The sequence below is a fragment of the Paenibacillus sp. B2(2019) genome (assembly GCF_008370385.1).
Classification (GTDB): Bacteria; Bacillota; Bacilli; order Paenibacillales; family Paenibacillaceae; genus Paenibacillus_AQ.
The window spans coordinates 259,233-282,315 of the sequence record NZ_VTZR01000015.1 but is presented as its reverse complement, the minus strand read 5'-3'; the positions used below and the strand labels follow the sequence as shown (position 1 = coordinate 282,315).

Here is a 23,083-nt window from a genome sequence, read left to right as displayed (position 1 = left end):
AATGTAACTTCTCGGGGGGTTCGTTAGTAAACGAATGGCCTCTTTTTTGATCTCATTTGAGTATGTCTTAAACTTCTACCCTTTAATCGCCATAAAAATGCACCCCCTAGAATTTCATCGGACACACCAGGGGGTTTATCCAATATCTATTCTAAGGGGTGCACTTCAGTTATCATCAAGATTTTTTGATCATAACTGAAAATGAAATATTCATAATTATTCAGCGATTGCCTTTTCAACGTCCTCGAAACGAATCTTTATGAGACGCTGCAGTGCATGCTAGAGGGTTTCGTGTGTAGCTGCTATTGTAAGCGAATACTAACGAATACTACTTCATGATACTAATGGATTTCGTAGTATTATTGAAGAATACAACTGCACCAAAATATTCAGCAATGAAGCGTAATGGGAGCATAGTACGTCCGTTTACAAGTTCAGCTGCAACATCCATTCCTGGTGTAAGTTCACCGATCGCAATGGACAAAGTCTGACCTTCCAAGGTAATCATTACGGTTTTCGTAATGTTATCCCAGCCTACATTTGCTCCTAAGCTCTCCGCAACGAAGCGCAGCGGCACTAAAGTTCTGCCTTTAACTACCATCGACTCAACATCCATACTCATTTCGATTCCGTTTAATTTATACCCTTTCTTACCTAGAGTAAGTTCTAATTTCACAGGTTCAGGCTTGGTTGTAACAAAGATATAGCCTAGTCCTTTTGCCGTGAAGGTAAAGTTACCTGTCTTATGGTCATATTTGCCGCCTAAGCGTTCCATGTTACCGTCTAATCGAAGCATGACACCGCATAACATGCTAATATCGTTAGTCGACAACTTCTCTTTTGTCAGATCGAAGGTTACTGGTATAAGCCCTGTATAATCCGTTACTTCCCGGCCATCTGCGAAGATCTTCAACTCATATCCCCGCCCTATAACTCTGTATCTATCATTTACAGGTTTAATGACAACCTTCATACTCTTGCCTGTATTCAACTGCTTCAACAATTCAGGGGACAATTCAACAGATACGGTGTCATTCGTAACAGTTAGCGGTTTGTCGGCTTTAATAATCTCACCGATCGTATCGTTTTGAATCTCAAGCTCATCTTTTCCGGCTGACATCGTCAATGCTATGGAATTGCCTTTCTTCAGCTGCTCTTTGATTGTAGCATCAATAAGATCCGCTATCGGTGATTCTGGCGAAGGAGTCGGCGTACTGCTTTGGTCACCTGAACTTCCGCCGTTATTATTTGCATTAATTACGATAGTTAACTCTATCGTATCCATGCCAGCATGATTAGAAGCCGTAACAGTGAATTTGTATGTTCCCGCTTCAGTAGGCACCCCTGAAATAACACCCGTAGCTCCTTCTAAATTCAACCCAGCAGGTAAATAATTATCACTCACTGTCCAGGTAATCGGTTCGTCGCCGTATACCGCTAATGTTACCGTATAAGGTTCTCCAACTTTGCCGCATGGCATATTCTTAGTGATAATCTCCGGAGCTGTTTCCACTGGCTTATCCTCTTTAATCTCGATGCTCAATACTCGCTTATCTATACCAAAATCATTCGTTGCGCCAACAGTGAATTCGTAATATCCTGCCTCTTGAGGCATACCCGAGATAACGCCTGTTGCTTCATCTAGGTTCAAACCTACTGGCAAATCTCCTCCCTGGACCTTCCAAGTAATCGGTTCGCTGCCGTATACCGCTAATGTTACCGTATACGGTTGTCCAACTTTGCCACTCGGCAAAGTCTTAGTGATAATCTCCGGAGCTGTGTCAACTGAGACATCTTCAGTGATCACTATATTGAACGTTTTCGAGTCACTGCCTGCGTCATTGTTAGCTTGAACTTTGAATGTAAATTGACCCCATTGATCCGGTGTACCCGAGATAACACCTGCATCTTCATCCAAGCTCAATCCTGATGGCAATTGACCATCTACAACAGCCCATTTGATCGGCTTATCGCTATCAGTGGTAAGAACTGCCGAATAAGGTTGTCCTACCTTGCCATCCGCAAGCGATTTCGTCGTAATCATTGGCGCAGTACCTGCGTCTTCAACCCATTTCGCATATAATTCAATATCCCTTGTAACAGGATCAGCAACGAAATCCCAGACATCGTTTAATCCTGCATCTTGATACCAACCGCCGAAAATAGTGTTTTCTTTTGTCGGCGCTGTTGGTTCGGTAATTGTCCCGCCCATATCTGCGAACTTCATCACCACTTCGCTGCCACCGTTGGAATCAAAAGTTACCGCATAAGGGTTGTGTGCGCCGATGGAAGGCGTTCTGTCGCTAAGTGGATTGCCGAAGAAGTCTGTTCTCTCCGTCATATGAGGCAGAGCGTTCGCGCGATCCACATATGGGCTTACAATCTCGGTACCTCCACCATAGGCCAGGTTATTACCGTCAGCAAGACGGAACCCGTTCATCGCACTGTAATCAAGCTTGGCATCCACTGTTCCGCTGTTGGTAATCCAATGCTCCGGCGCAGATTTATAATCATTTAATATAGAGTTAAGTTCCTCTTCCGATACATAGTGGTTGTCTGTTGCTGTTACGCCTGCACCTAGATACCCGCCTCCGCCTGCGTTCATGCTACCAAAAAGATTAGCCGGATATACAATGTTGTTCGTAAAACGTCCGGCTGCAAATGAAGCTGATGTTCCCCCGCCTTTCAGACCAACCTGGTTGTTTGCCCCAGTGTAGGCAAAAATATTATTTTGGAAATAAATATGCAAGTTGGAGGCCGTCGGATCAAATACTAACGAACTGCTATTCTTCAATGGTGTGACGATGACATTGTTATAGTATAATCCGCTTAATTCCTCGCTCGTTGAAGAACCTCCCGCAAGTAATATAAGACTGTTAAAGCTCTTGTTAAAATCCGGGCTGCGACCGTCATTCACGCTAATGTTATAGCGAACGATATTGCCCTTGGCAGCATTCATCTGTAAGTACCAACCGCCATAGTTATTTCGGCTGTAATTGTATTCATACACATTGTCCTGACAATAGTTGTCGATGTCCCAAGCCATACCGTCATTACTTGCATGATAAGGGTTGTCCACGGCTTCATTATAGCGGAAGATCGTGCCTTTACTTGCCATAATCCACGCTGCCGCATAGTTTTGCGAACCTAGATATGTTGGCGTTGTATTATTTGGCCCCCAGTTCGTAACCAGGTTGCCGCTCTTATCGCTTAAATAGCTGTATCCGCTGTCTGTGACCACATTTCGTTCCACAAGGGAGTTGTTTCCGCCGGACATGACAATGCCATCTCCAACCGAACTAGAAATCCAGTTGTTTCTAAACACAGCGTTTGATGCCCAAGGATAGCTTGAGTTACTCCAAGTAATGCCTGTGTTATTCGTCCCTGGATTGCTTGGCCCGTAGGCATTGTTGCGAATACCTTCGTTATCGCAGCGAAGGGTTTTATTACCTTCAACCAATATATCTACATAACCATTAATAATGATGCCGCCGGATACCTTACTTGCTCCATTTGCTTGGTGCAGCCCATTTACATCATGAACGTAGTTATCTCGAATGACGATTCCTTGCATACGAGCATCAGCATAATCTTGAATATTAAACTGACCTTGTCCCAGCTTGGAAATCCGTGACATTACAGCGATACCGGAACGGCCGTCACCTGCTTTATTGCCGATGTTCGTTACTTCAATTCCACTGACTACCCAATAGTTAACGTCATATAACTCAATTGTACCGTTTAAGGAAATGCCTGATGGGCTTGATGCTGTTCCTCCACCATTAATTATCGGGCGTTGGTTAGGGTCGGTCGTATTATATTTTGTAAGCGTAATCGGATTTCCTTCCTCACCATTGCCGCGCAGTCTGATTTGTTCGTTCCATACGCTATTCGCATCCAGATAAATGGTTGAACCTGGCATAAATACATATTCATTAATCTTGGAGATTGATTTCCATGCCGTAGCCGGTGTGCGTCCATCTGCATGATCGTCACCGTTATTGGAGAAATAATAATCACGGACTTCAAGTGGTAGAATGTTCAACTCGAATGTGATTTCGGCAGGATTCAGATCCAGTCTAACGGTATATTTTCCTGGCACGATATTATTTCTTGCGAATGATTCTTTGTTAATTTTCAATACATTACCGCTAACCGTATAATCCATATCCCGCTGCAGTGTTACAGCGCCGATCTCCACTCCAGCTAGATCTGCTAAATCAGGATTTACGGTGATATTATAGTCGTCCAGACCAATAACATATGTGCTGTCTTCTAAGTGGCTATACTCTTTGGGCATGAGCTTTAGCGTAATAGAAGATGTTCCGGTTTGGGCTGTTATTCCACTATCGATAACATATACGTCATCGATAAAGTGCCTGTTCTGTATATCCTTAATCGTTCCAGCCTTGTTGCCCCAGTTCGTAGCAAGCTGCAATGCATCGATCTTGGAAATATTGTTCTTAACTAGGGTATCAAAATTGCCGCCATCTGTTGATTGCCTTTGAATGTCTTGTCCATCGATTTTATAGGTCGTTCCCGTTGATGTAACGAACCATTGGAATTTATGCCAGCCTTCGCTTCGCTTGACATCTACAGGATAGAATCTCCCGGATGAACCGGGTCTGACTGCGTAATTGGTCAGATTTGCCGCCCAATCGCCATCTCCATTGCCATAATTTATTGCGATATGTTCATTGGATGATGGGGTTAAACCAAAGACAGCGTGGTCATTGGAAGCCGTTCTGCCATCATCATAGTACCAAGCAGTAACGATTGTTGTCTTACCGGTTGCAGGGGCGTAATTATAGGTACCTGGAACAGTAGCCACCTGACCGGCGCCGCTTGATGTTGCGGCTTTTCCTCCGGTACGGGACATCACATCGCTGTGAACATATCCGTTCGCACCATTTGAAAATTTCTTCTCCCCTTCAAATCCATCGTAAAACATAGTGTCAGCCTTATTGAAGTAATCAACGCTCACTTGAACAGTAACCTCTTCGTTCCCTGTCGGAACATAACCTTTCTTAACCGTCACGAATCCGGCATCGTCAACTTTAATCTTATCCTTGTCTTGATCTGCCGGTCTGAAGCTGATGTTATCAGCAACGAACACATCAGCAGTGTCAACGATTAACCGTGTTCTATCTCCTGCCCGTAAAGTATCGCTCTGGCGAATTAGTGCAATGTTGGCTGAATATTGTGCACTCTCTCCTGATTCATCAGAGTCCAAGAATCGTGACGTTGCACTGCCGTTTGCTTTTACTTTAAATGTATCGTTTAAAGTCGGGAACAAAGCCGCATCATTGCTTGTTGCTGCAATCGGGCTTCCTTTAGCCACTCCATTACTGAAGAGTTGAACCGAATAGGCAGGTGCGTTAGCGACGCGGTCCCATGTAGCGTATGTGCCGTTCCATCTGACATTTACCGGTACAGGCAATTTCTCGATCTTTAATATTCCGGATGCTGCAACTTCTTCACTGATGTCCCCCGCATTATTAATGACAATGGCTGTAACCGTGTAGTTGCCCACTCCCAGTGCCCTTGCATAGGGCAGAACATGATGCCTTTCATGATTGTTAGGCTGGTCGGGTCCTCCATTTTTCGATAAATAATAACCAACAGGTCCACCGTCTTTGAACAGTGTTACAAGGGTGTCACCGTAATTGGAAGCGCCACTATAAATGCCCGTGTCCGAGTCGAGCGTCGGTTTAATTGGCGCATTCACCTGTGTATTGGTGGTTATCAACAACGGTGCAGCATTGGATTTCACCACAATTCCGTCTGCCGAAGACACTTCGCAATAATAGAAATTGCCTTGTTGTGAAGCTGCGTCCACATTGGGAAGCGTTAATAGCGCCTTATCAGCTCCGCTGACTTTTGTCCCGTTCAAGCCAGACTCGTCGTCAGATACATACCATTGATATACTGAAGCAGCGGCTGATGCCGCAACGCTAAATGTTGCTGTCTCACCTTGTTTCACTTCTGCCGCTGTTGGCTGAGTGATTATTTCTAAATTTGGCAATCCACCGGGAGGTACCAAATTTAATGTTAATGTTCTGGTTCCTGTTGTTGTAGCCACATCTTTAACAACATAAAAATCGTCGATTAGATGTTTATTTTTAATATAAGCTTTGTTACCTGACTGGTTGTTCCATCCTCCAGCTATTTTAGGCTGAATGGTTGTACCGCTCTTCATAGCTTTGTAAATATTACTTTGCGCTGAATCGGATATTAATGTTCCGTCTATTTGTAAAGTCGCACCATTCGGTGTAATGAGCCACTCGAATTTATGCCAGCCTGTGGAACGTAAAGCCCCGCTATCTTTCCAACGGTTGCCTGCTGTACCCGCTGATGATGGTGCATATGCCCAAGTATATCTAGTCGGGTTATGAATAACATCAGCCTCTGAACTTTGATAGAATGTCCCGGCAAAGGTGGCATTTTTGCCATCTACAATAGCAAATTGAGTTCTATCCGTCGCTGTCTTCTCCTCATCAGGATACGGGTCAAAATACCATGCTGTCATCTTATAATTGCTACCTGTCGGCAATGCCACGTCTTGGGCTACATTTTCATTATTCGTATCATTCGAAGGTGTAATCGCTTTCAATCCAGAACGAGACTGAGCATCGGAAAGCGTGTATGACGAACCTAATTTTCCAGTTGATGTCATTGGACCATTGTTGTTCTCGAAATCCTCCATGAATAATACATCTGAGTCATGGTAATAACTCGCCGCGGCCGTGATTGTCACCGGGATGCCCGGAGCACCTGGCAACGCAAATGTATAACCGCTAGCTAAAGTAATGTTCCCCTGATTATTAACAGTTAAAAGATTCGCATTGCTGGAATCATAATTAACCTCGTCAATAACCGGTCCTTTCACGAGACTGCTTAAAGGCGAACCTTTATAGGTAAGATTCACCCTGCCTGCCTGACCTGCCGCTTGTGTCAATTCTAGTACAACAGAGTCAAAAGATTCGCCCCCTCCCGCAGCTGACACTTCAGATGAAGGCGCCAAGCCGAACAGACCAGGGAACACCAACGAAGTTGCCGTAATCATCGACAAAGCTTTTTGCATCCATTTCGATCGTATCATCCAAAAACTTCCTCCCTTTGAAATTAATAAATTAATACTTTATAAAAAATCTGCATCTATGGAAGCCTCAATAGACATAGATTTTTATAAACTTAAAAACATAACTATTCTAGTTCACTACTAATTCACTGAATCGATTACCGTTATATACGATCTTCAACTTATTCGTATTTGCAATTAACGCTCGCAAGTCAGACTCCGCCGATCCGTATAGAATGGAATCTTTCACTTCTTCCAGTTTAAGCTTGGTGATTTCCGGTTTTGTGGTTAATGTGGCAACGACATCCTCGCCCATATATTTACCGATTACTGTCTCACCTACAGAAGCAGCAGCTAAAGACTCCCAGAACTTAAGAGACTCGGTTTCTTCTTTGGATATATCCAAACGGTTTAGCACTTTCTCTTCCTTGGCCTGTCCCGCTGTCGCTAACACAGCCGTCAATTCATTTGCAACACGAACATATTCCGCACTTTTTGATGCATACTCAACTTGCAACTCTGCTTCGCTCATTTTCGTTTTTTTAACCTGCGTTTCTACCAAATCCGGCCAACGGGCGCCACTTAAATATTGCATGTATTGATTTAAATCAAACTGAGGCAATCCATAGTAAGTCCCTTCTGAATCATCCATCATAGCTCGCTTAACATTTTCATCTTCCATGTCGGATTTTAGCTCATCAAAGCTTTTGTAAGGGGCGATCCCCCGCTCATCTGCAATAAATTGCTCCTGCTTGGTCTTTAGCAATGCAGTCATTGCAGATTTTTTGGCGTATTCAGTTGGGGTTTCATGATTTTCTCCGTATTGACGTGTCCAGAAGCCCTCATCTACTTGGACCCCATAAGTTCTGAAGAAATAGTCTGCCGTTATAGCTCTATGCTCCTTGACATAAAATTGAAATTCGTCCTCTGTTACGGCGTATCCATCTACTGTAAATATCCAATCTTCAGGTAGCTCCGCCTTTTTGTTAGTTAAACTCAACACGAGTAAAGCAAGAACAATCAGAGTGGTAAACAAAATAATCACGGTTGCTTTTCGTCTAGTAATCCCCATGACGCCCCCCCCTTTCAAATATTCAACCTAGCTTTGCAAGAAAGCCTATGACAGTGAAATTCATCGCCGTTGCTGGAGAAGTTCCCAAATTTAAATGGTTAGACATAATTGTAAGTTTAGCTGCCCTCTAATGTAAGCGCTTATTTAGACTGAATTAAAACAAATTTGACTAATAAAAAAACAGTTCTAGTTCGCAATTTTGTGTGTGCTAGGGGATCAATATCTTATAAAGGAACTGTCGTTTTGACAAAGTAACACCTCAATTTTGGTTTTCAAAAGACAGCCTAAAGCGAGCTGTCCGTTATAATCCCCAAAACACTAATGGCTTCGCCCTCTGAAAACAAAGGACGAAGCCATTAGATATTAACGTTTAAATGTAATTATGGGTGATTATTTTAATGTTGATATCTCGTTCTGATTCATTACTCCAGGAAAAATTGCATCGTCCGGTCGGACGAACCCGGTAAATACTCATGTCCAAAGTCAGGATAAATAACAAGCTGCTTCATCGTGTTCATTTTATTGTATGCTGCAAATTGCGTAGATGGCGGGCATATGGTATCCATTAGCCCGACGCTCATCATGACCTCGCCACGAATTCGATCAGCTAGAAATTGTATGTCAATGTAGCCGAGCTTCTCAAATACATCATGTTCGCGTTGATGAAGCACATCATAGTAGCGAAAATACGTACGCAGCTCGCCATAAGCTTCTTGATCTAAATCCATGTCCCATGTACGCTTGTAATCACTAAGAAAAGGGAAAATCGGTGCAAGCTTCTTCACTCTCGGCTCCAATGCAGCACAAGCTATCGTAAGTCCACCTCCCTGAGATCCCCCTGCAGCGTAAACGCGTTCAGGATCGACTTCAGGCAGCTTCATCGCTATTCCGGCAAGCTGTGCAGTATCTAAAAAAATATGACGAAATAGCAGTTCATCCGGGTGATCATTTAACCCGCGGATAATATGTCCGTGATGCGTATTTCCCTTTACCCCTCCTACATCCTCCGAGGTTCCCCCCTGGCCGCGGCAATCCATGGCAAGCACAGAGAAGCCTAACGATACATAAGCCAGTTTCTCGCTCCAATCCCCGGCATGGCCGGAATAGCCGTGAAACATAACGACAGCCGGATGAGGGGTTTCCATATTCTTGGGGCGCACGTACTTCACATGAATTCGCGCTCCCTTCACGCCTGTGAAATACAGGTCAAAGCATTCGGCATGGGGGACTTGAAAGCTGCTAGGCACCAGCTCAAGCTGCTGATCAACAGTCCGCATCTCTGCCAGAGCACGCTCCCAATATTCATCGAAATTCGCTGGGCGTGGATTCGTTCCTTCATAGGTTTTCAATTGTTCTAACGGCATATCAACAAGTGGCATAGTTCTTCTCCTTATTGCTTATTGGGTCGGCATCATCCACTGCATGGAGCGGAATAAACTCGGTCTTTTCTCGGAACCGATGCCGCTTGCCCATTCGATCCAGCCTCGTCGTCCCTGTCCGTCATTCTCATTCACGAGCAGCGAGAAGCTCATCACATCTCCATGCTGAGGTGCAATCGGTGTCAGCTCCGACCAAGGTAGAGCTAGCTTATAAATCGTCAGCTTCTGTTCCTCATTCCTGGTTACCGATGCTTCGCTATGTTGCACCAGCCCTGCTGGCAATCCCCCCAACGCCGTCCAGCGATAGACTTGCGGACCATTAGGCGAATCCGATATGCCATACTCATACCATCCCCGGCTCTCGCCCGGAATTCCCGGAGACAACGCAAACTGAATGCTGTCATTATTCCAAATATCAGCGCCGGAAGACGCTACTGCGTGAACATTATCCTTAATTTTGGCCGTCAGATACAGATGATCCTGATCAAAGTGAAGCCAGGCTTGACCGCTCACGCCAATGGTTCCGCTATGGCCGGAGAGCAAGACAGGCTTACCCTGCGACAAATCGATTGTAGGCGTCATAGCTTCAATCTCCGGTTCGATATGGTCATTGATCGCAATCGTCCCCCGGTTGATCGGATTAAAACTAAAATTTCCTTTATAGACGTATGGCTCCTGCTCCGCAAACTCGACGCGGATGGACGCCGGCTGATCCCCTCCCAGCGCGATCGGACTAAGCGGGATACTGAATTGCTGTTTGCTGCCTGGCAGTACGACCGTGTTGATAAGCTCTTGATCGGACTGTTCTCCAACCTGCCAAATCACCCTGTCGACAGTAAGACCGGCGGCCTTTCTGAAGTTTTCTACATCGATATTTAGCGTTTGACTGTACTGTCCTTCCTTCTGTTGCATCGCAGGTCTGACCGTAACCTTGTGTGGTACGCCGGTTGCAACGCTATGCTGTAGCTTGCCTATCTTGTTGCCAGCTTCGTCCAACAAGTGAATGATTACCGAACGGAAACCTTCTCGCGTCTCGTTAATGCTTAGAGTAAGCGCTTCTGTTTGACCTTGCACCGCTTCAATCGGATAGCTATTCTCCTCCATCTTCGCTGTTATAGTCAGGTTAGGCAGATCATCGTTATTAATCGTTAAGTTGAACGCATGCGGATCTCCTACTGCTGTTTGCCCTCCAGCGATTGTAAATGTGCCGTCCGTAACGATCCGGTTGATGCTTCCTTTGATATAGAATGGCTCTCCCGTTATCGACATATAGATCTTGCCATGATGCGGGGAGTAAATTTCTGTATTTCCCATAAAATCAGTAATTTCTAGGTTGTTATCCGTTTCGATAACGGCTTGAGTGTCACTCTGCGCCCAGACAACTCTAAGATTTTCGCCACCTTTTGTGAATAAGTTGCTTCTGATCGGATCTCCGAATTGCTCAATTTCCTTGAATACTGCACCGGCAAGTTGTCTGCTCATTGCGGCATAACTCGCATAGGCCGGCTTCGGTGTATAGGCCCCCATCGGGTCATCCTTATGTCGGACCAGTCCGAAATTATCCTCATTATAATCAGCTCGAAGTCCGTCATTCATAAAATCATACCAAGACATCCGCTCTACGCCGAGACTCAATCCCGATACAAAACCACGCGGCAAATAATTGGCCTGGGTCTTCTCATCGACGCCTTTTGCAGATTGATGTGTCGGTGATCCGAATTCTGTTACCCAGATCGGTACCAGATTGCCGTTATTGTATTGCTTAATCAAAGTTTTCAGACCTTTCAATTTTGCAAATACGTCGTCAGGTGCGTTCGGGTCCATATAGGTCTGTACAGAGACAGCATCCAGATATTTCAGTCCTGCGTTTTTGTCCTCGCCTTCTCCTACGCCTTTCAGTACACCTTCAATCCAGTCAAGGTCGACGCCTCCTGAGACGATACCGACAACCGGCACATTCGGATGGACCGGTTTAACGACATTATAGGTCTCTTTCATCAGATTGAAGTAATAGTTCGGCTGCGAATTGGCAGGACTGTTGCCCCTTTTGCCGAACCCGCCATTGAACTCATTGTATACATTGAAACCGATGAGCTGATCCTTGTACTGCTCTATATAAGCTTTAGCGTATTCCGCAAGTCCCCTTCTTCCTATATCCGTGTAGGGTGTTGCATTATTATCGTAGAATGGGTTGTTAAATGCCGCCACAAAAAGCAGCTTAAGATCATTCTCCGCAAGCTTCTGCATATAATCATCCGGTGAAGGGGCGAAGGTATAGACGCCTTTTTGTTTCTCGATGCTGCTCCATTCCATGCCATCCCGAACGAAGGATGCGCCCATATAACGGATAAGTTTACTCAGCTCTTTGCTCCACCCGGAGGCAGTCCAGTTCAAATGCGTGCTGACACCAAACGGTGATTCCCCATTACCGGGTGGCAATGCTGAAGAAACAACGGCGTAAGCTGTACTTCGGACCAGGGGTTCACTGCCGGGTCTCTCCGCAGTAACTTCAAGCGTAAAATAGCCCAATTTGCTGAAAGGCACCGTGATCTGAGCTTTCCCGTTGACCGGACTCTCGCTTCCCGAAGTAATCTGTGCGCCATAAATATCATATGTGGCCCAACTTACTGATGGTCTGCTTGTTCTTACAATAAAAACGTTCGGTTCAGAATCCAGAAAAATATTGCCAAGTGCTGTTTGCTGAATTTTCAGCTCTGGCTGCCAATCACCCATCTGAGCCGTCATGTGGTCAACCAGGATAGTGGCCGGTAACGCGGCGTTCTTCATATCAAATCGGTCGAAAATGATTGTGATGGCGTTTGCCGGTTTATGCCATACACCGTCATTTGCTCCATTCCAGTAAGTAAATGTGTTCGATCCCATCTGACTTACGACAACTTGCTGCCAATCCGATGTATTTTGCAATGTAATGCGCTGTTGGAATGTTTGCCCTGTCGAATCTGTCGTTCTGATTCGCAGTGATTTCAAGTCCGAGGTTTTGACCCAGAACGCCAGTTGTTCAATATCTAGCTCATCCACCTCTTTTTTTATGGATGCAAATGGCGATCCCGTTGGTCTTAGGCTGAAATCTGCTTTTATTTGTCCCATTTGGGCTCCGTTATAACTCTCAGCTGATTCGATCCGATTGAAGCTTCCCTTCACTTCAGGCGAATCTCCCATAGCGAAAATCCAGTTATCGTCTCCTTGCTCAAAATCACTCAGTACATGATTAAAATCCGCTGCTGCATGCGCAGGACTGTAGAACAATACCAGATTGGACAATAAAACCATGACAATCACAATCGATATCCTCTTCATACAGACGAAATTCCTCCTAAAACATTTTTGTATGCGCTATCATAAAACATTTTGAATGGACCCCGAGGCGTCTTTAATCTCCGTCTATCTCTATTGTTCGTATCGTTGTTTATCCTTTGACAGCAGAGCTTGAGAAGCCTTGAATAATATACTTTTGGCCCATGAAGAAGACAATGAGCAGCGGCACGACTCCCGCTGTAGCGGCAGCCATCATCATGTTATAATCCACTCCCGCTTCCAGCATGAAATTCTGCATGCCTAGCGGTACCGTGAACAATCTTTTGTCTAACAGGAAGATCAAGGAATTCTCGTAATCGTTCCACGTCCATGTAAAATCAATAATTGCGAAGGTTGCAAGCACTGGTTTGGATAGCGGCAGAAACAGTTGAAAGAATATCCGGAAATGACCGGCTCCGTCAATGAAAGCCGCTTCCGATATTTCATGGGGAATGCTCATGAAAAATTGCCGAATCATGAAGACGCCGAATACCGTAAATAAGCCTGGGAGGATGAGCGCCCAATGGGTATTATAAATTTTCATCCAATCAAACATGATGAATTTCGGGACAAACAACACTTGCTGTGGAATCATCATCAGACACAGATACAGCAAAAAGATGGCGTTCCTTCCCTTAAATGGAATCCGACTGAAACCATATGCGGCAAAAGCGGCCAACAAAGGAGCTCCAATCATCAAAATCAAAGATATTTTCAAGGAATTGAAATAAAAAAGCGAAAATCCGTCTCCAGTCGTCCAAACCTTAAAATGGTTGGTCCATACAGGATCGTGCGGAATCCACTGAATCGGATAGTTAAAAACGTCCTTCGGCTTCTTAAACGAAGTGCTGATCATCCAGATCATTGGTGACAGCAGCAGCAGACTTGCAAGCGCCATGATGATCGTATTGAAGGTTCTCATCACCCGTGTTCTGATTACTCTTACATTTCTCCTAGCCATTGTGCGTCTCCCCTCTGTTAGTAATGGACCCATCTTTTCTGACCAACCCATTGAATAAGCGTGATGCACAGGATGATCAGGAACATGGTCCACGAGACAGCCGACGCGTACCCCATTTCATAGAAGTTGAAGGCTTTTTTATATGCAAAAATCGAGAAAACCGTCGTACTATTGCCCGGCCCGCCTTGGGTAATCGCATAAATCATGCCAAATCCCTTGATCGAGCCGATAAAACCAGTAATCATTAAGAAAAACGTCGTTGGACTCACTAATGGAAAAATAATGAGATGCAGCAGTTGCCCAAATGTTGCTCCGTCTATCTTCGCGGCTTCCAGTTGCTCGGCGGACAATTCCTGCAAGGCAGCTAAATAAATGATCATGTTATAGCCAATGCCACCTGCGGTCATCATAATCAGCACTGCATACATTGCTGTATCCGGGGAAGCAAACCATTGTGGAGGATCAGTTATACCAATGGAGTGTAGAAAGGCATTTATCGGACCACTACTAGGCTGAAATAGTACCATCCAGACAAAAGCAATGGCTATGCCACTGGTAAAATACGGAGCGAAAAAGAACGCTCTGAGTGTCTTTTGAAAATACGTCCGATTATTTAGCATGACAGCAATCAGAAACCCAAGCATGATAGAAATCGGTACAGGGATCAGTAGCAGCAAGGTGTTTTTGACCGATACTAGGAATAAATCGTCTCTCACCAGCATCCTGAAATTATCCAATCCAACGTAGTGCGGGGCTTCCCCACTAGCGAATACCCAATCCGTAAACATTAAATAAAAGGAGAACAGGGCTGGAATGAGCATAAACACGGTCATTCCGATAAGATTGGGGGCGATAAACACATAACCAATCAGTCTCTGTCGCTTCATCCAGCTCACGATCGGTCACCGCCTTTCTCTCTAAATAAGGTAACTTGCATCATCAGGCAGCTAGCGGTGTATAGAGGGATACGGTACGAATCACCCGCCCCTCCTTGGCCAGGTTGTGCTATTTGGATGATGCCTGCAAATTCTTGTTATGCACCCGCGCTAATTCTTTCGCGCCATCTTCAGCTGTCAGCTTCCGAGAAAACACGTTGTCATAGATAGCTTGTTGCTCGCTTCCTGTCTTCCGGTCCAAACGGCTCAGACCCAGCGGCAGATCACCGAACATCACCCGTTTGATTGAATCCAGATCATACGTGTCTTCCACACCTTTGAACATTAGCGCGACAGCCTCATCGACCGGGAAGTCCTTGGAGGAAGGTACTCTTCCGCCCGCCGCCATCGGCAGCATCCCTTCATCCGCATACCACTGTATAAATTTCCAGGCAGCTTCCTGATGCTTGGAGCTCGGATTGATGGAAATCACATCTCCCAGGCCACCGGCGTTAATATAATCGGTCTGATCCTTGTTCACTTTGGGAGCTGGTGCCGCTGCCACCTTGAACGACCGGGGAAATTCAGCTATATTATTCGTCGTGCGGAAGATCTGGTTCGTGGAGAACAACATTGCGGCTTCTCCTTTCACGAACATCTGGTCCAAGGCAGGCTTCGAAGTGATCTGCTCCGTATGAGGCATCAGGCTCTTATCGGTGAACATCATGTCCGAATAGACCTGAAGCGTCTTGACCGTTAGCGGGTTATAAAAAGCGGAAGTTCCATCGTCTTTGGTCAGTTGCAAACTTTGCTTCTGTAAGGACCCGTTGATAGGCACGGTGAAGTAATAATCGCTCTGTGCCAATCCCCATACCTTGTCACTCTTCAGCTTGGCAGCGTAATCTCTGAACTCTTCCAGCCCCCAATCCGTCGGAACCGGCAGTCCTTTTGCATCGAGCATATCCTTGTTCAGCCAGACAAAAGACAAGCCTTTTTGGGTAGGCAGACCATAATACTTGTCGTCTACTTTCCATAGCGCAGCGCCTTTCCCCATCTTATCGTCCACGTTGTAATCGGAGAATTTGCCCAAATCAAGTGCGTTGCCTGCTTTAATCCGCTTCTCGTAAAGGCTGAAATCATAGTTGACGTACATGTCCACGGGCTGATTAGAGATGAGAGCTGTATCCAGCTTCAGGTTCCCAGCATCGTCATTGACGAACCGCACATACTCCACCTGAACATCCGGATGTTGCTTATTCCAGTTGTCTACGACCTCTTGTGGGCCATTCTCGGATGGTACCGCTCCCCACAGGGTAAGTTTGATCGGCTCACTGCTGGTCTTAGTTGCCCCAGGAGAAGTAGCTCCCTCTGCTTGCTTCCCGCCCCCGCTTCCACCACAGCCGGCGAGTGCCAGAGGCACGGTCATAAACAGAGCAAACCCTGTCATCATCCATTTTCTGTTTCTCATCTTCCCTGCAACCTCCCTTTGATTGGATTGTTTGATTCCACCCAACTATACCAATCAATCCCTTGCCTCATCAGGGTTGAAACTTACAGATGAATAGTACAAAACTTAGGTATTATTCTCACGCCTGAAGGAGCTAGGCGTTTGTCCAACCATGCGCTTGAACACCTTAATGAAGTATGCATCATCGGCAAAGCCTGTCTGAAAAGCGATCTCCTCCATATTCAGTTTGGAATGCAGCAGAAGACGCTTCGCCTGCTCGATCCGGATGTTTTGCAAATAGGCGATCGGTGTCAGTCCGGTTTTTTTACCAAAAACGGTGCTTAGATAATCGACGTTAATGGATACCAGCTTGGCTAAATCCGCAATCTTGATATTTTCTTTGAAATGCTCCAGCATATATTGAATCACCCGATTTACCTCAGGATGATCTGTAAAACTTACATGTTCTTCCTTCATTTGCTGGATTAGCTTATGTATGACTTGCTGTACATGAACAAGCAGCGACGCATGGCTGATGGCTGAGTCAAGTTCCTGCCGGTACTCCGATTTTCGTCCTGCTAGCATGGCTAGCATATGAACAAGATGGGCAGCCAGTATTTTCACTTCTACATGGGAGAACGAAGAGGCTTCCATGCTCTTCCACATTAAAGCTGTCACTTCGGTGCATTGGCGTTCGTCGCGTACTTCGAAACGCCGGATCAGCTCTGCTTCCAGCTCTGCGATCGGCGGCAGTTCATGCCGCTCCTTCACCTGACCTCCCATTGAGCCGTACCAATATCTGTTCAACTGATTCAGTGCTGAGCGCCAATCCTGGGACAGCTGGCTCAGACTGCTGCCGGAAGCCATTCCAATCGAAAGGATATGTTTGTGTCTGTTCGCACACGTTGCCTTCTTTCCAAAGCCCCAGCAAAAGAAAGTTGTCAGTCCTCCTTCATGGAAGGGTTGAACCAACAGATATTCCTCTGTCTGAATATTCATCTTTTCCGCAGTAGCGGATACAGCTCCACTCAGTATGGTATAAATTTCAAGTTCTAAGCCGTGGAATTTCTCCGTTACCGCAATTGTTCCGGTCTGATCTTGATCGGCCGCTGCGACCGTTCCCCGGATACCCGACCAAATACGGTGAAAATAAGGATAAAGTGCCTCACTAGCTACGCTAAGCTCCTCAAGCAGTTCTCCCTTAATCCGCGCCAGATTCTCGAGCAAAACTTCATCATTCAAGGAAAGCTTCAAGAGATAGTTGAAGGCCCCGTATTGAAGGGCATCCCGGGCATATTCAAAATCGCTCATAGCCGTCAGCATAATAAACCGGCTGCGGATTCCCGCTTTCCGTGTCTCCTTCAACAGTTCAATCCCGTCCATCCCCGGCATAACAATATCCGCGATCACGACGTCAGGCTTAAGCTCCAGAATAGCCGTAAGAGCTTCCTTACCGTTCCCAGCCTCACCCACAACGTAAAATCCGTGCCGTTCCCATTCCACCGTATCTCGTAGGGTCTCCCGGACAAATGCCTCATCTTCCACTAGTAAAATCGCCCACATGCCCATCGCCTCCTTCCTGTGAATAAGGTGTTGCTATCAGTAAAGGCAGCCGGAGCCGAACAAGGGTCCCTTCCGCGCCTGAAATAATCTCCATGGAACCTTCCCGCTTAAAAAGCAATTGTAGCCTTTCTCTCAGATTACTCAGTCCGATGCCATGACCGCTTCGTCTTCCCGGTTTTAGTGCGGCCGCTTCCATGCCGATACCATTATCCTCCACCTCCAGGATAAGTTCTCTACCCTCCGCTCTCACCCTCACCCAAATCATGCCACACCCTTCCGTCATGTCAAAGCCATGGACGATAGCGTTCTCCACCAGAGGCTGAAGACTAAGCTTGGGAACGAGAGCATGTTGAACCGGCCCATCCAATTCATAGCGGACGATGAAATGATCCCTGAAGCGAAAGGACTGAATGGATTCGTAGGAACGCAGCAGCTTCATTTCTTCTTTAAGGGGAATCAGCTCAATTTCCGAGTTCAGGCTGGCCTCCAGGATTAGCCCCAAAGAAGTGCAGATGCCAGCAATCGCTTCCTGCTTTTCTTTTCTGGCGATCCATTTGACCGTATTCAAGGTGTTCAACAGAAAATGCGGGTTCATTTGGGAGAGCAGCATTTGAAAACGTACCGCCTGCTTCTGCCGCTCCTCCAGCTTAAGCTTGTTAATGAGTGCGATGACATCATCTATCATGTGGTTAAAGCTGTCACCAAGGGAACGCACCTCGTCAGTTGCCCCCTTTCCGATACTGATTTTGACATTCAGCTTCTTGTCCAATGCCTCCTCCATGCTCCGCTCTAAGACAACCAACGGCTTCGTCATACGAGCAGATAGGATGATGGTTACTAGTACGTAGACGATGACCAGAATCGTCAGAAAGAGGAATGCGATAAACCTTAATTGCCGGATTTCCTGCTGCAGTTCGCTTAACGGCATTTGACTGACCACATACCAATCCAGATCTTCAAGATAGCTGTAATTGACTAGGGATGAGGAACGTTTATCCTCATAGTGTCCTTCCTTTGCCTGTAGCGACGTAATTCTATGCAACATATCCATACTGAAGGTTGTTTTCTTACTTTGGAGAACAGTCTCTCCTCGTCCCGTAAAGATGGTCAAATCCTGGTTAGCCGGACTATCCTTTAATGTGCTCAGGAACCATTCCTGAATATTGATGCTGATGCGCGCCAGTCCGAAGTTTCCACGCAGTGGGTCATCCAGGACTATGTACAGGCTTAAAACCTTGCTTCCTTTACTGCCTATTACGTCATTCCAATCATCCGCCACCCACCGGTATGAATGTGTCCCGCTATGTAGCTTATCCTGCCAATCTTGTAAGGTTTTGAGCTCGTTAGTCAACCGGCCGGCAGGTGCATAGGAGGTGTATACATTGCCCTTCAGGTCGATGAATCTAAAATACAGTTCTGTCTGATGGAAGAAGAAACTGTTGTTGATGCCAAACATCTTACTCTCGATGACTTTTTTTCGCTCAAGGGGATCGTATTTGTCCGGATCGTGCATAATTTGGATCAGGCTCTCGTCCTGGCTCAGCATAATATTCGCCTTATAGGCGAATGCCATCATATCTGTCAAGGACACATGAACCTGCTGCATGTGCTCGGACATCCGATCCATCATATCCTTCTGACGAATCGATTCAAAATGCTGGAACAGATAAAAAATAGCTATGCACAAAGGAATCATCAGAAGGGTGATATAAGCCATGATCAGCCTGTACTTCAATTTGTTCGGAAGCAAATAGCGCCAGTTGAACATCGTGTAGGATCCACTCCCAAAAATGTAGTTGAATGTTCTCATTGTCTGAAGAGTTTCCAGATTTCTCGAATAGGCAAAAAAAACCTCTGTTTCAAGAGGTTTTTTTCCACAGTCAATCGTGGGTATTGGTGTATGGAGTATGGTTAACAATACTAGCCTTGCAGAGCCACTTCCGATACTTAAGTCCGGCTCATTCATTGATCTTGTCATGAATCTCTCTTTATTCATTCGATTATATCATCTGTAAAACGAATCCAGAAGATATAAAACTTGTTGATTCATATAACGATTCTTGGGAGTTTCAGAACTGCAGACGGGTCTTTGTTGTTTGCTATTCGTATACGCGAATCTCGAAGATCTCGGCTCTCGGGCAACCGTTCGTCGCTTCTACCACAACGCGAAGCCGATTAGAGGTAACCAGCCGTTCTAATGAATGGACAACTCTGCGTTTTCGGTTGTTTCGGCCTTCGGCAACGGTAATCCATTCGCCATCCACATCAATCTGCACAAGGTAATCCTTGACTAGTTCGGGAATCACTTCGAACGTTGTGCGGTGATGATGAAGATTGATCAGATCCTCGTTCACATCGTCGTTAAATGTGATATGCACCGTGCGAATGCTGACCGGTGCTGGCCAATTGAGCTCCAACCACTCCGGTGAGTCTTTCCGAAGTGAGGCTGACGACCACAGATGCGGCCCAGCAAACGGTCGGTGATATCCGTCGATAACCTTATCCGCTGCGTATGCTTGCGTTGGCGAGAGGAGACGGAAGCAGATCGGTTTGCGGTTAAATGGACGCATATTCCACTGCACGACCGGCTGACTTGGTTGATGATCTCCGAGATCCGGAGAAACCACGGGGCGTGGCCCTTTCGCAAATGAAAGCACTCCAAATTGAGACTCATCAGACAGATGTAAGGCAAGCCGTTCGTTGGCTTTGACCACTAGGAATGCGTTTTGTGGGGTGGCCGGCTTCCAATGGAGGTTCACGATCACATGTTGTCCTGTGCCTTTTGTTACCGGAGTCAATGTCGCCAGTTGTTTCGTATGCGGGACATAGTTTTCACCGCGACCGGTGTCCCATAGCTCCAGCTCCAATGTCGTGTTCTCTGCGGCATCGACAAATAGAGCGATTCCGTTCAGCTCCGGGTCGACCGGCAGAAGCAGGCCGGTGTCGGAAGCAAGTGGATAGGTTTCGATCGGCTTCTTCACAAATAGTTGCGTCAATGTACTGGAAGCTTTTAATTTCGCGCTCCGTGCCAAATCGGTCACATCATCATTGCGTAGACCGATGATAGACGCACCTTGGTGAAGCAGTGTTTGCTGAAGTTCACGTAGATGAGTCTGGTATAGCTCACGTGGGAAGACCCCTTTCTCAGTGCATAATGCAGCCCCAGTGCCGGCAGCCTCGCCGATGACGGCACATGTAGCCATGACACGGGTCGTTCCGAAAGCCACGTGCGATGCGCTGATGTCGCGGCCGGCCATGATCAAATTGTTCACGTTGACAGAATATAGGGAACGGAACGGAATATGATAGACTCCGTCTGCATGCAAATGCTTGGAGCCACTTTCAGTCGAATACATCCCTTGTGGCGGGTGCAAATCGATAGACCAACCACCGAAGGCCACAGCGTCTTCAAACTCGCGCTGAGCAACGATATCGTTCTGGTTTAGCATATAATCACCAATGAAACGACGGTACTCCCGCTTGCCTGGAATCGAGCCCACCCACTCCAGCGTCATGTTGTCGGCATTGAAGTTGCCTGAATTTTTAATATAGTCCCATAAGCCATAGATCACCGCCCATAACTCGTCACGGATACGTTCGTTGTCGAGAACCGTATCCATTTCACCGCCCCACTCGATCCACCAATAAGCGCATCCATTATCGCCACTGCGGATGACGCGCGTCATCGGAATGGTCGTCTTCGTGATATCCTTCGCAAAACTTGGCGGTATAAACTTGACCTGATGGCCTGCATCCTTCGTATAGAAGAACATTGTACTTCCCAGTGTAATGTCATCTGCAACGGGCGGTGCCCAATCCTCGTTGTACTCTTCCCTCGCTTCTCGGCCGATACGATGCTTGGCCCCGGCCAGAAATCCAACCAGTCCGTCGCCCGAGCAGTCTAGAAACATGCTACTTTCAAAACGAATACGCTGCTCTGACCCCATCATCCAACCGGTAACTGAACGGATGACCCTATTGTCTGCATCGCCGTCAGCTTCCACCTCATGAACATCGGTATTCAAAAACAAGCGGATATTGGGCTCTGCGCGAACCGTTTCAAGGAGAACCATATCCCAAATATACGGATTCCCGTCGATATTGCGGTACTGGTTTTCAAGAAAAAGCTCACCCATTATGCCGGTTTCTCGCGCATACCGATTCGTTCCGTGAGCGGTAGCCCCGCACACCCATACACGTACCTCGCTGCTTGAATTTCCGCCTAGCACAGGACGATTCTGAATAAGTGATACGGACCTGCCCAAACGGGCTGCAGCAACAGCTGCACTCACTCCCGCCAAGCCGCCGCCGACAACTGTAATATCTGATATGATAACTTCCTGTCTCATGATTGAATATCTCCTTTTAAAGTACTATAATATCCATGATTTCATCGTATGCTATCAACTTTTCAATTTCCATGCACCATGTTACGATAAGGTATATACTTTATTTCATAACATTGGTGGTGATAAAATGCGAAGTGACTTTGCGATCCGGCTAGTGACGCACTTTTATTGGGACAAGAAAGAGTCGTTTGCTCTCGACCGGGATATTTATTCCTATTGGACAATATTGGCTGTGGAAGAAGGCCGATTCACTTACCGCATTGAAGATCAAGAAGGCGAAGCAGGGTTCGGCAGCTTGGTGGTCTGTCCTCCAAACACCTGGTTTCATAGGAAGTCACTTGAGCCTTTGACCTTTCACTTTATTCATTTCACATGGAACACGGAGCCTTCGCTTGAAGAGCAGCGCTCGTTGACTGGCAATCTGATGATCGCGGACATCGAACGCCTTTGCTCAGACTACCGCTACTTGCGACTAATTGCGTTGGAACAGGATAAGGCCGCAATAGAGCGAAAACAACACCTCGTAAGCGATATGTGGCGTTTGTACGAGCTGGAGAGGAACGTGCCGAAGGAAATAGGGTTAACAGTGGTGATTGCCGATGAGGAGATGCGGAAGGCGGCCCACTTCATCACCGCCAATATTTTCGGTCCGGTCGATATGAAGAGCTTAGCGCTCTCGCTACAGCTTACCCCGGTGCAGTTGACGAGACGTTTTCGTGCGGCCTACGGAATGACTCCCTCTGAATATATGACACGGCTACGGCTGGACAGGGCTAGCAAATTGCTGCTAGAAACAGAGTTTAGTATCGACAAAATTGCGCAGCTGTGCGGATATGAGAACGGCTTCTATTTGAGTCGTATATTCCGGAACAAACGGGGAATGCCCCCTTCACAGTATCGTAGCCTGCCTCGCGTCTAGGCTTAGATCGGACGGATGAATTCTCTTGCACAAGCAATTTAGGGTATATGGGGATAATGAATACAATGCAGTGGTAACATCAGTTAATATAAGAACGACAATCGGACCATAATCTTGGCTCA

Annotated in this window: 11 protein-coding genes; 1 reads left to right on the top strand and 10 read right to left on the bottom strand. The window is 46.3% G+C overall.

Going from position 1 to position 23,083, the window contains the following annotated elements:
* Positions 1 to 328 precede the first annotated feature (328 nt).
* The 10 genes from PAENI_RS14335 to PAENI_RS14290 form a co-directional block, all read right to left on the bottom strand.
* Positions 329 to 7,102, bottom strand: coding sequence for a stalk domain-containing protein (locus PAENI_RS14335; RefSeq protein WP_149645752.1), 6,774 nt, complete (start codon positions 7,100 to 7,102; stop codon positions 329 to 331).
* A gap of 109 nt (positions 7,103 to 7,211) precedes the next feature.
* Positions 7,212 to 8,153, bottom strand: a complete 942-nt coding sequence (locus PAENI_RS14330; protein ID WP_149645751.1) for a hypothetical protein — start codon at positions 8,151 to 8,153, stop codon at positions 7,212 to 7,214.
* 422 nt (positions 8,154 to 8,575) lie between these two features.
* On the bottom strand, positions 8,576 to 9,532 hold the full coding sequence (locus PAENI_RS14325; protein WP_149645750.1) for an alpha/beta fold hydrolase: 957 nt from the start codon (positions 9,530 to 9,532) through the stop codon (positions 8,576 to 8,578).
* Between the two features lie 18 nt (positions 9,533 to 9,550).
* Positions 9,551 to 12,850, bottom strand: coding sequence for a sugar-binding protein (locus PAENI_RS14320; RefSeq protein WP_149645749.1), 3,300 nt, complete (start codon positions 12,848 to 12,850; stop codon positions 9,551 to 9,553).
* A 109-nt stretch (positions 12,851 to 12,959) separates the two neighbouring features.
* Positions 12,960 to 13,808 carry a carbohydrate ABC transporter permease gene (locus PAENI_RS14315; protein WP_076283675.1) on the bottom strand — a complete coding sequence of 283 codons (849 nt, stop codon included), beginning with the start codon at positions 13,806 to 13,808 and terminating at the stop codon, positions 12,960 to 12,962.
* A 17-nt stretch (positions 13,809 to 13,825) separates the two neighbouring features.
* Positions 13,826 to 14,695 (bottom strand): carbohydrate ABC transporter permease, encoded by an 870-nt coding sequence (locus tag PAENI_RS14310; RefSeq protein ID WP_149645785.1) that lies wholly within the window; start codon positions 14,693 to 14,695, stop codon positions 13,826 to 13,828.
* Between the two features lie 118 nt (positions 14,696 to 14,813).
* Positions 14,814 to 16,151, bottom strand: coding sequence for an ABC transporter substrate-binding protein (locus PAENI_RS14305; protein WP_149645748.1), 1,338 nt, complete (start codon positions 16,149 to 16,151; stop codon positions 14,814 to 14,816).
* 105 nt (positions 16,152 to 16,256) lie between these two features.
* On the bottom strand, positions 16,257 to 17,693 hold the full coding sequence (locus tag PAENI_RS14300; protein ID WP_149645747.1) for a response regulator: 1,437 nt from the start codon (positions 17,691 to 17,693) through the stop codon (positions 16,257 to 16,259).
* A complete protein-coding gene (locus PAENI_RS14295; protein ID WP_188114571.1) occupies positions 17,665 to 19,671 on the bottom strand; it encodes a cache domain-containing sensor histidine kinase in 2,007 nt (668 codons plus the stop codon). The genes PAENI_RS14300 and PAENI_RS14295 overlap by 29 nt, the downstream gene beginning before the upstream one ends.
* 121 nt (positions 19,672 to 19,792) lie before the next feature.
* Entirely contained in the window at positions 19,793 to 22,042 is a 2,250-nt protein-coding gene (locus tag PAENI_RS14290) for an FAD-dependent oxidoreductase (RefSeq protein WP_149645745.1), read from the bottom strand.
* Between PAENI_RS14290 and PAENI_RS14285 the strand changes: the two genes are divergently transcribed.
* On the top strand, positions 22,041 to 22,961 hold the full coding sequence (locus tag PAENI_RS14285; RefSeq protein WP_188114570.1) for a helix-turn-helix domain-containing protein: 921 nt from the start codon (positions 22,041 to 22,043) through the stop codon (positions 22,959 to 22,961). The two genes, PAENI_RS14290 and PAENI_RS14285, sit on opposite strands and share 2 nt — an antisense overlap.
* The last annotated feature ends 122 nt before the right edge of the window (positions 22,962 to 23,083 follow it).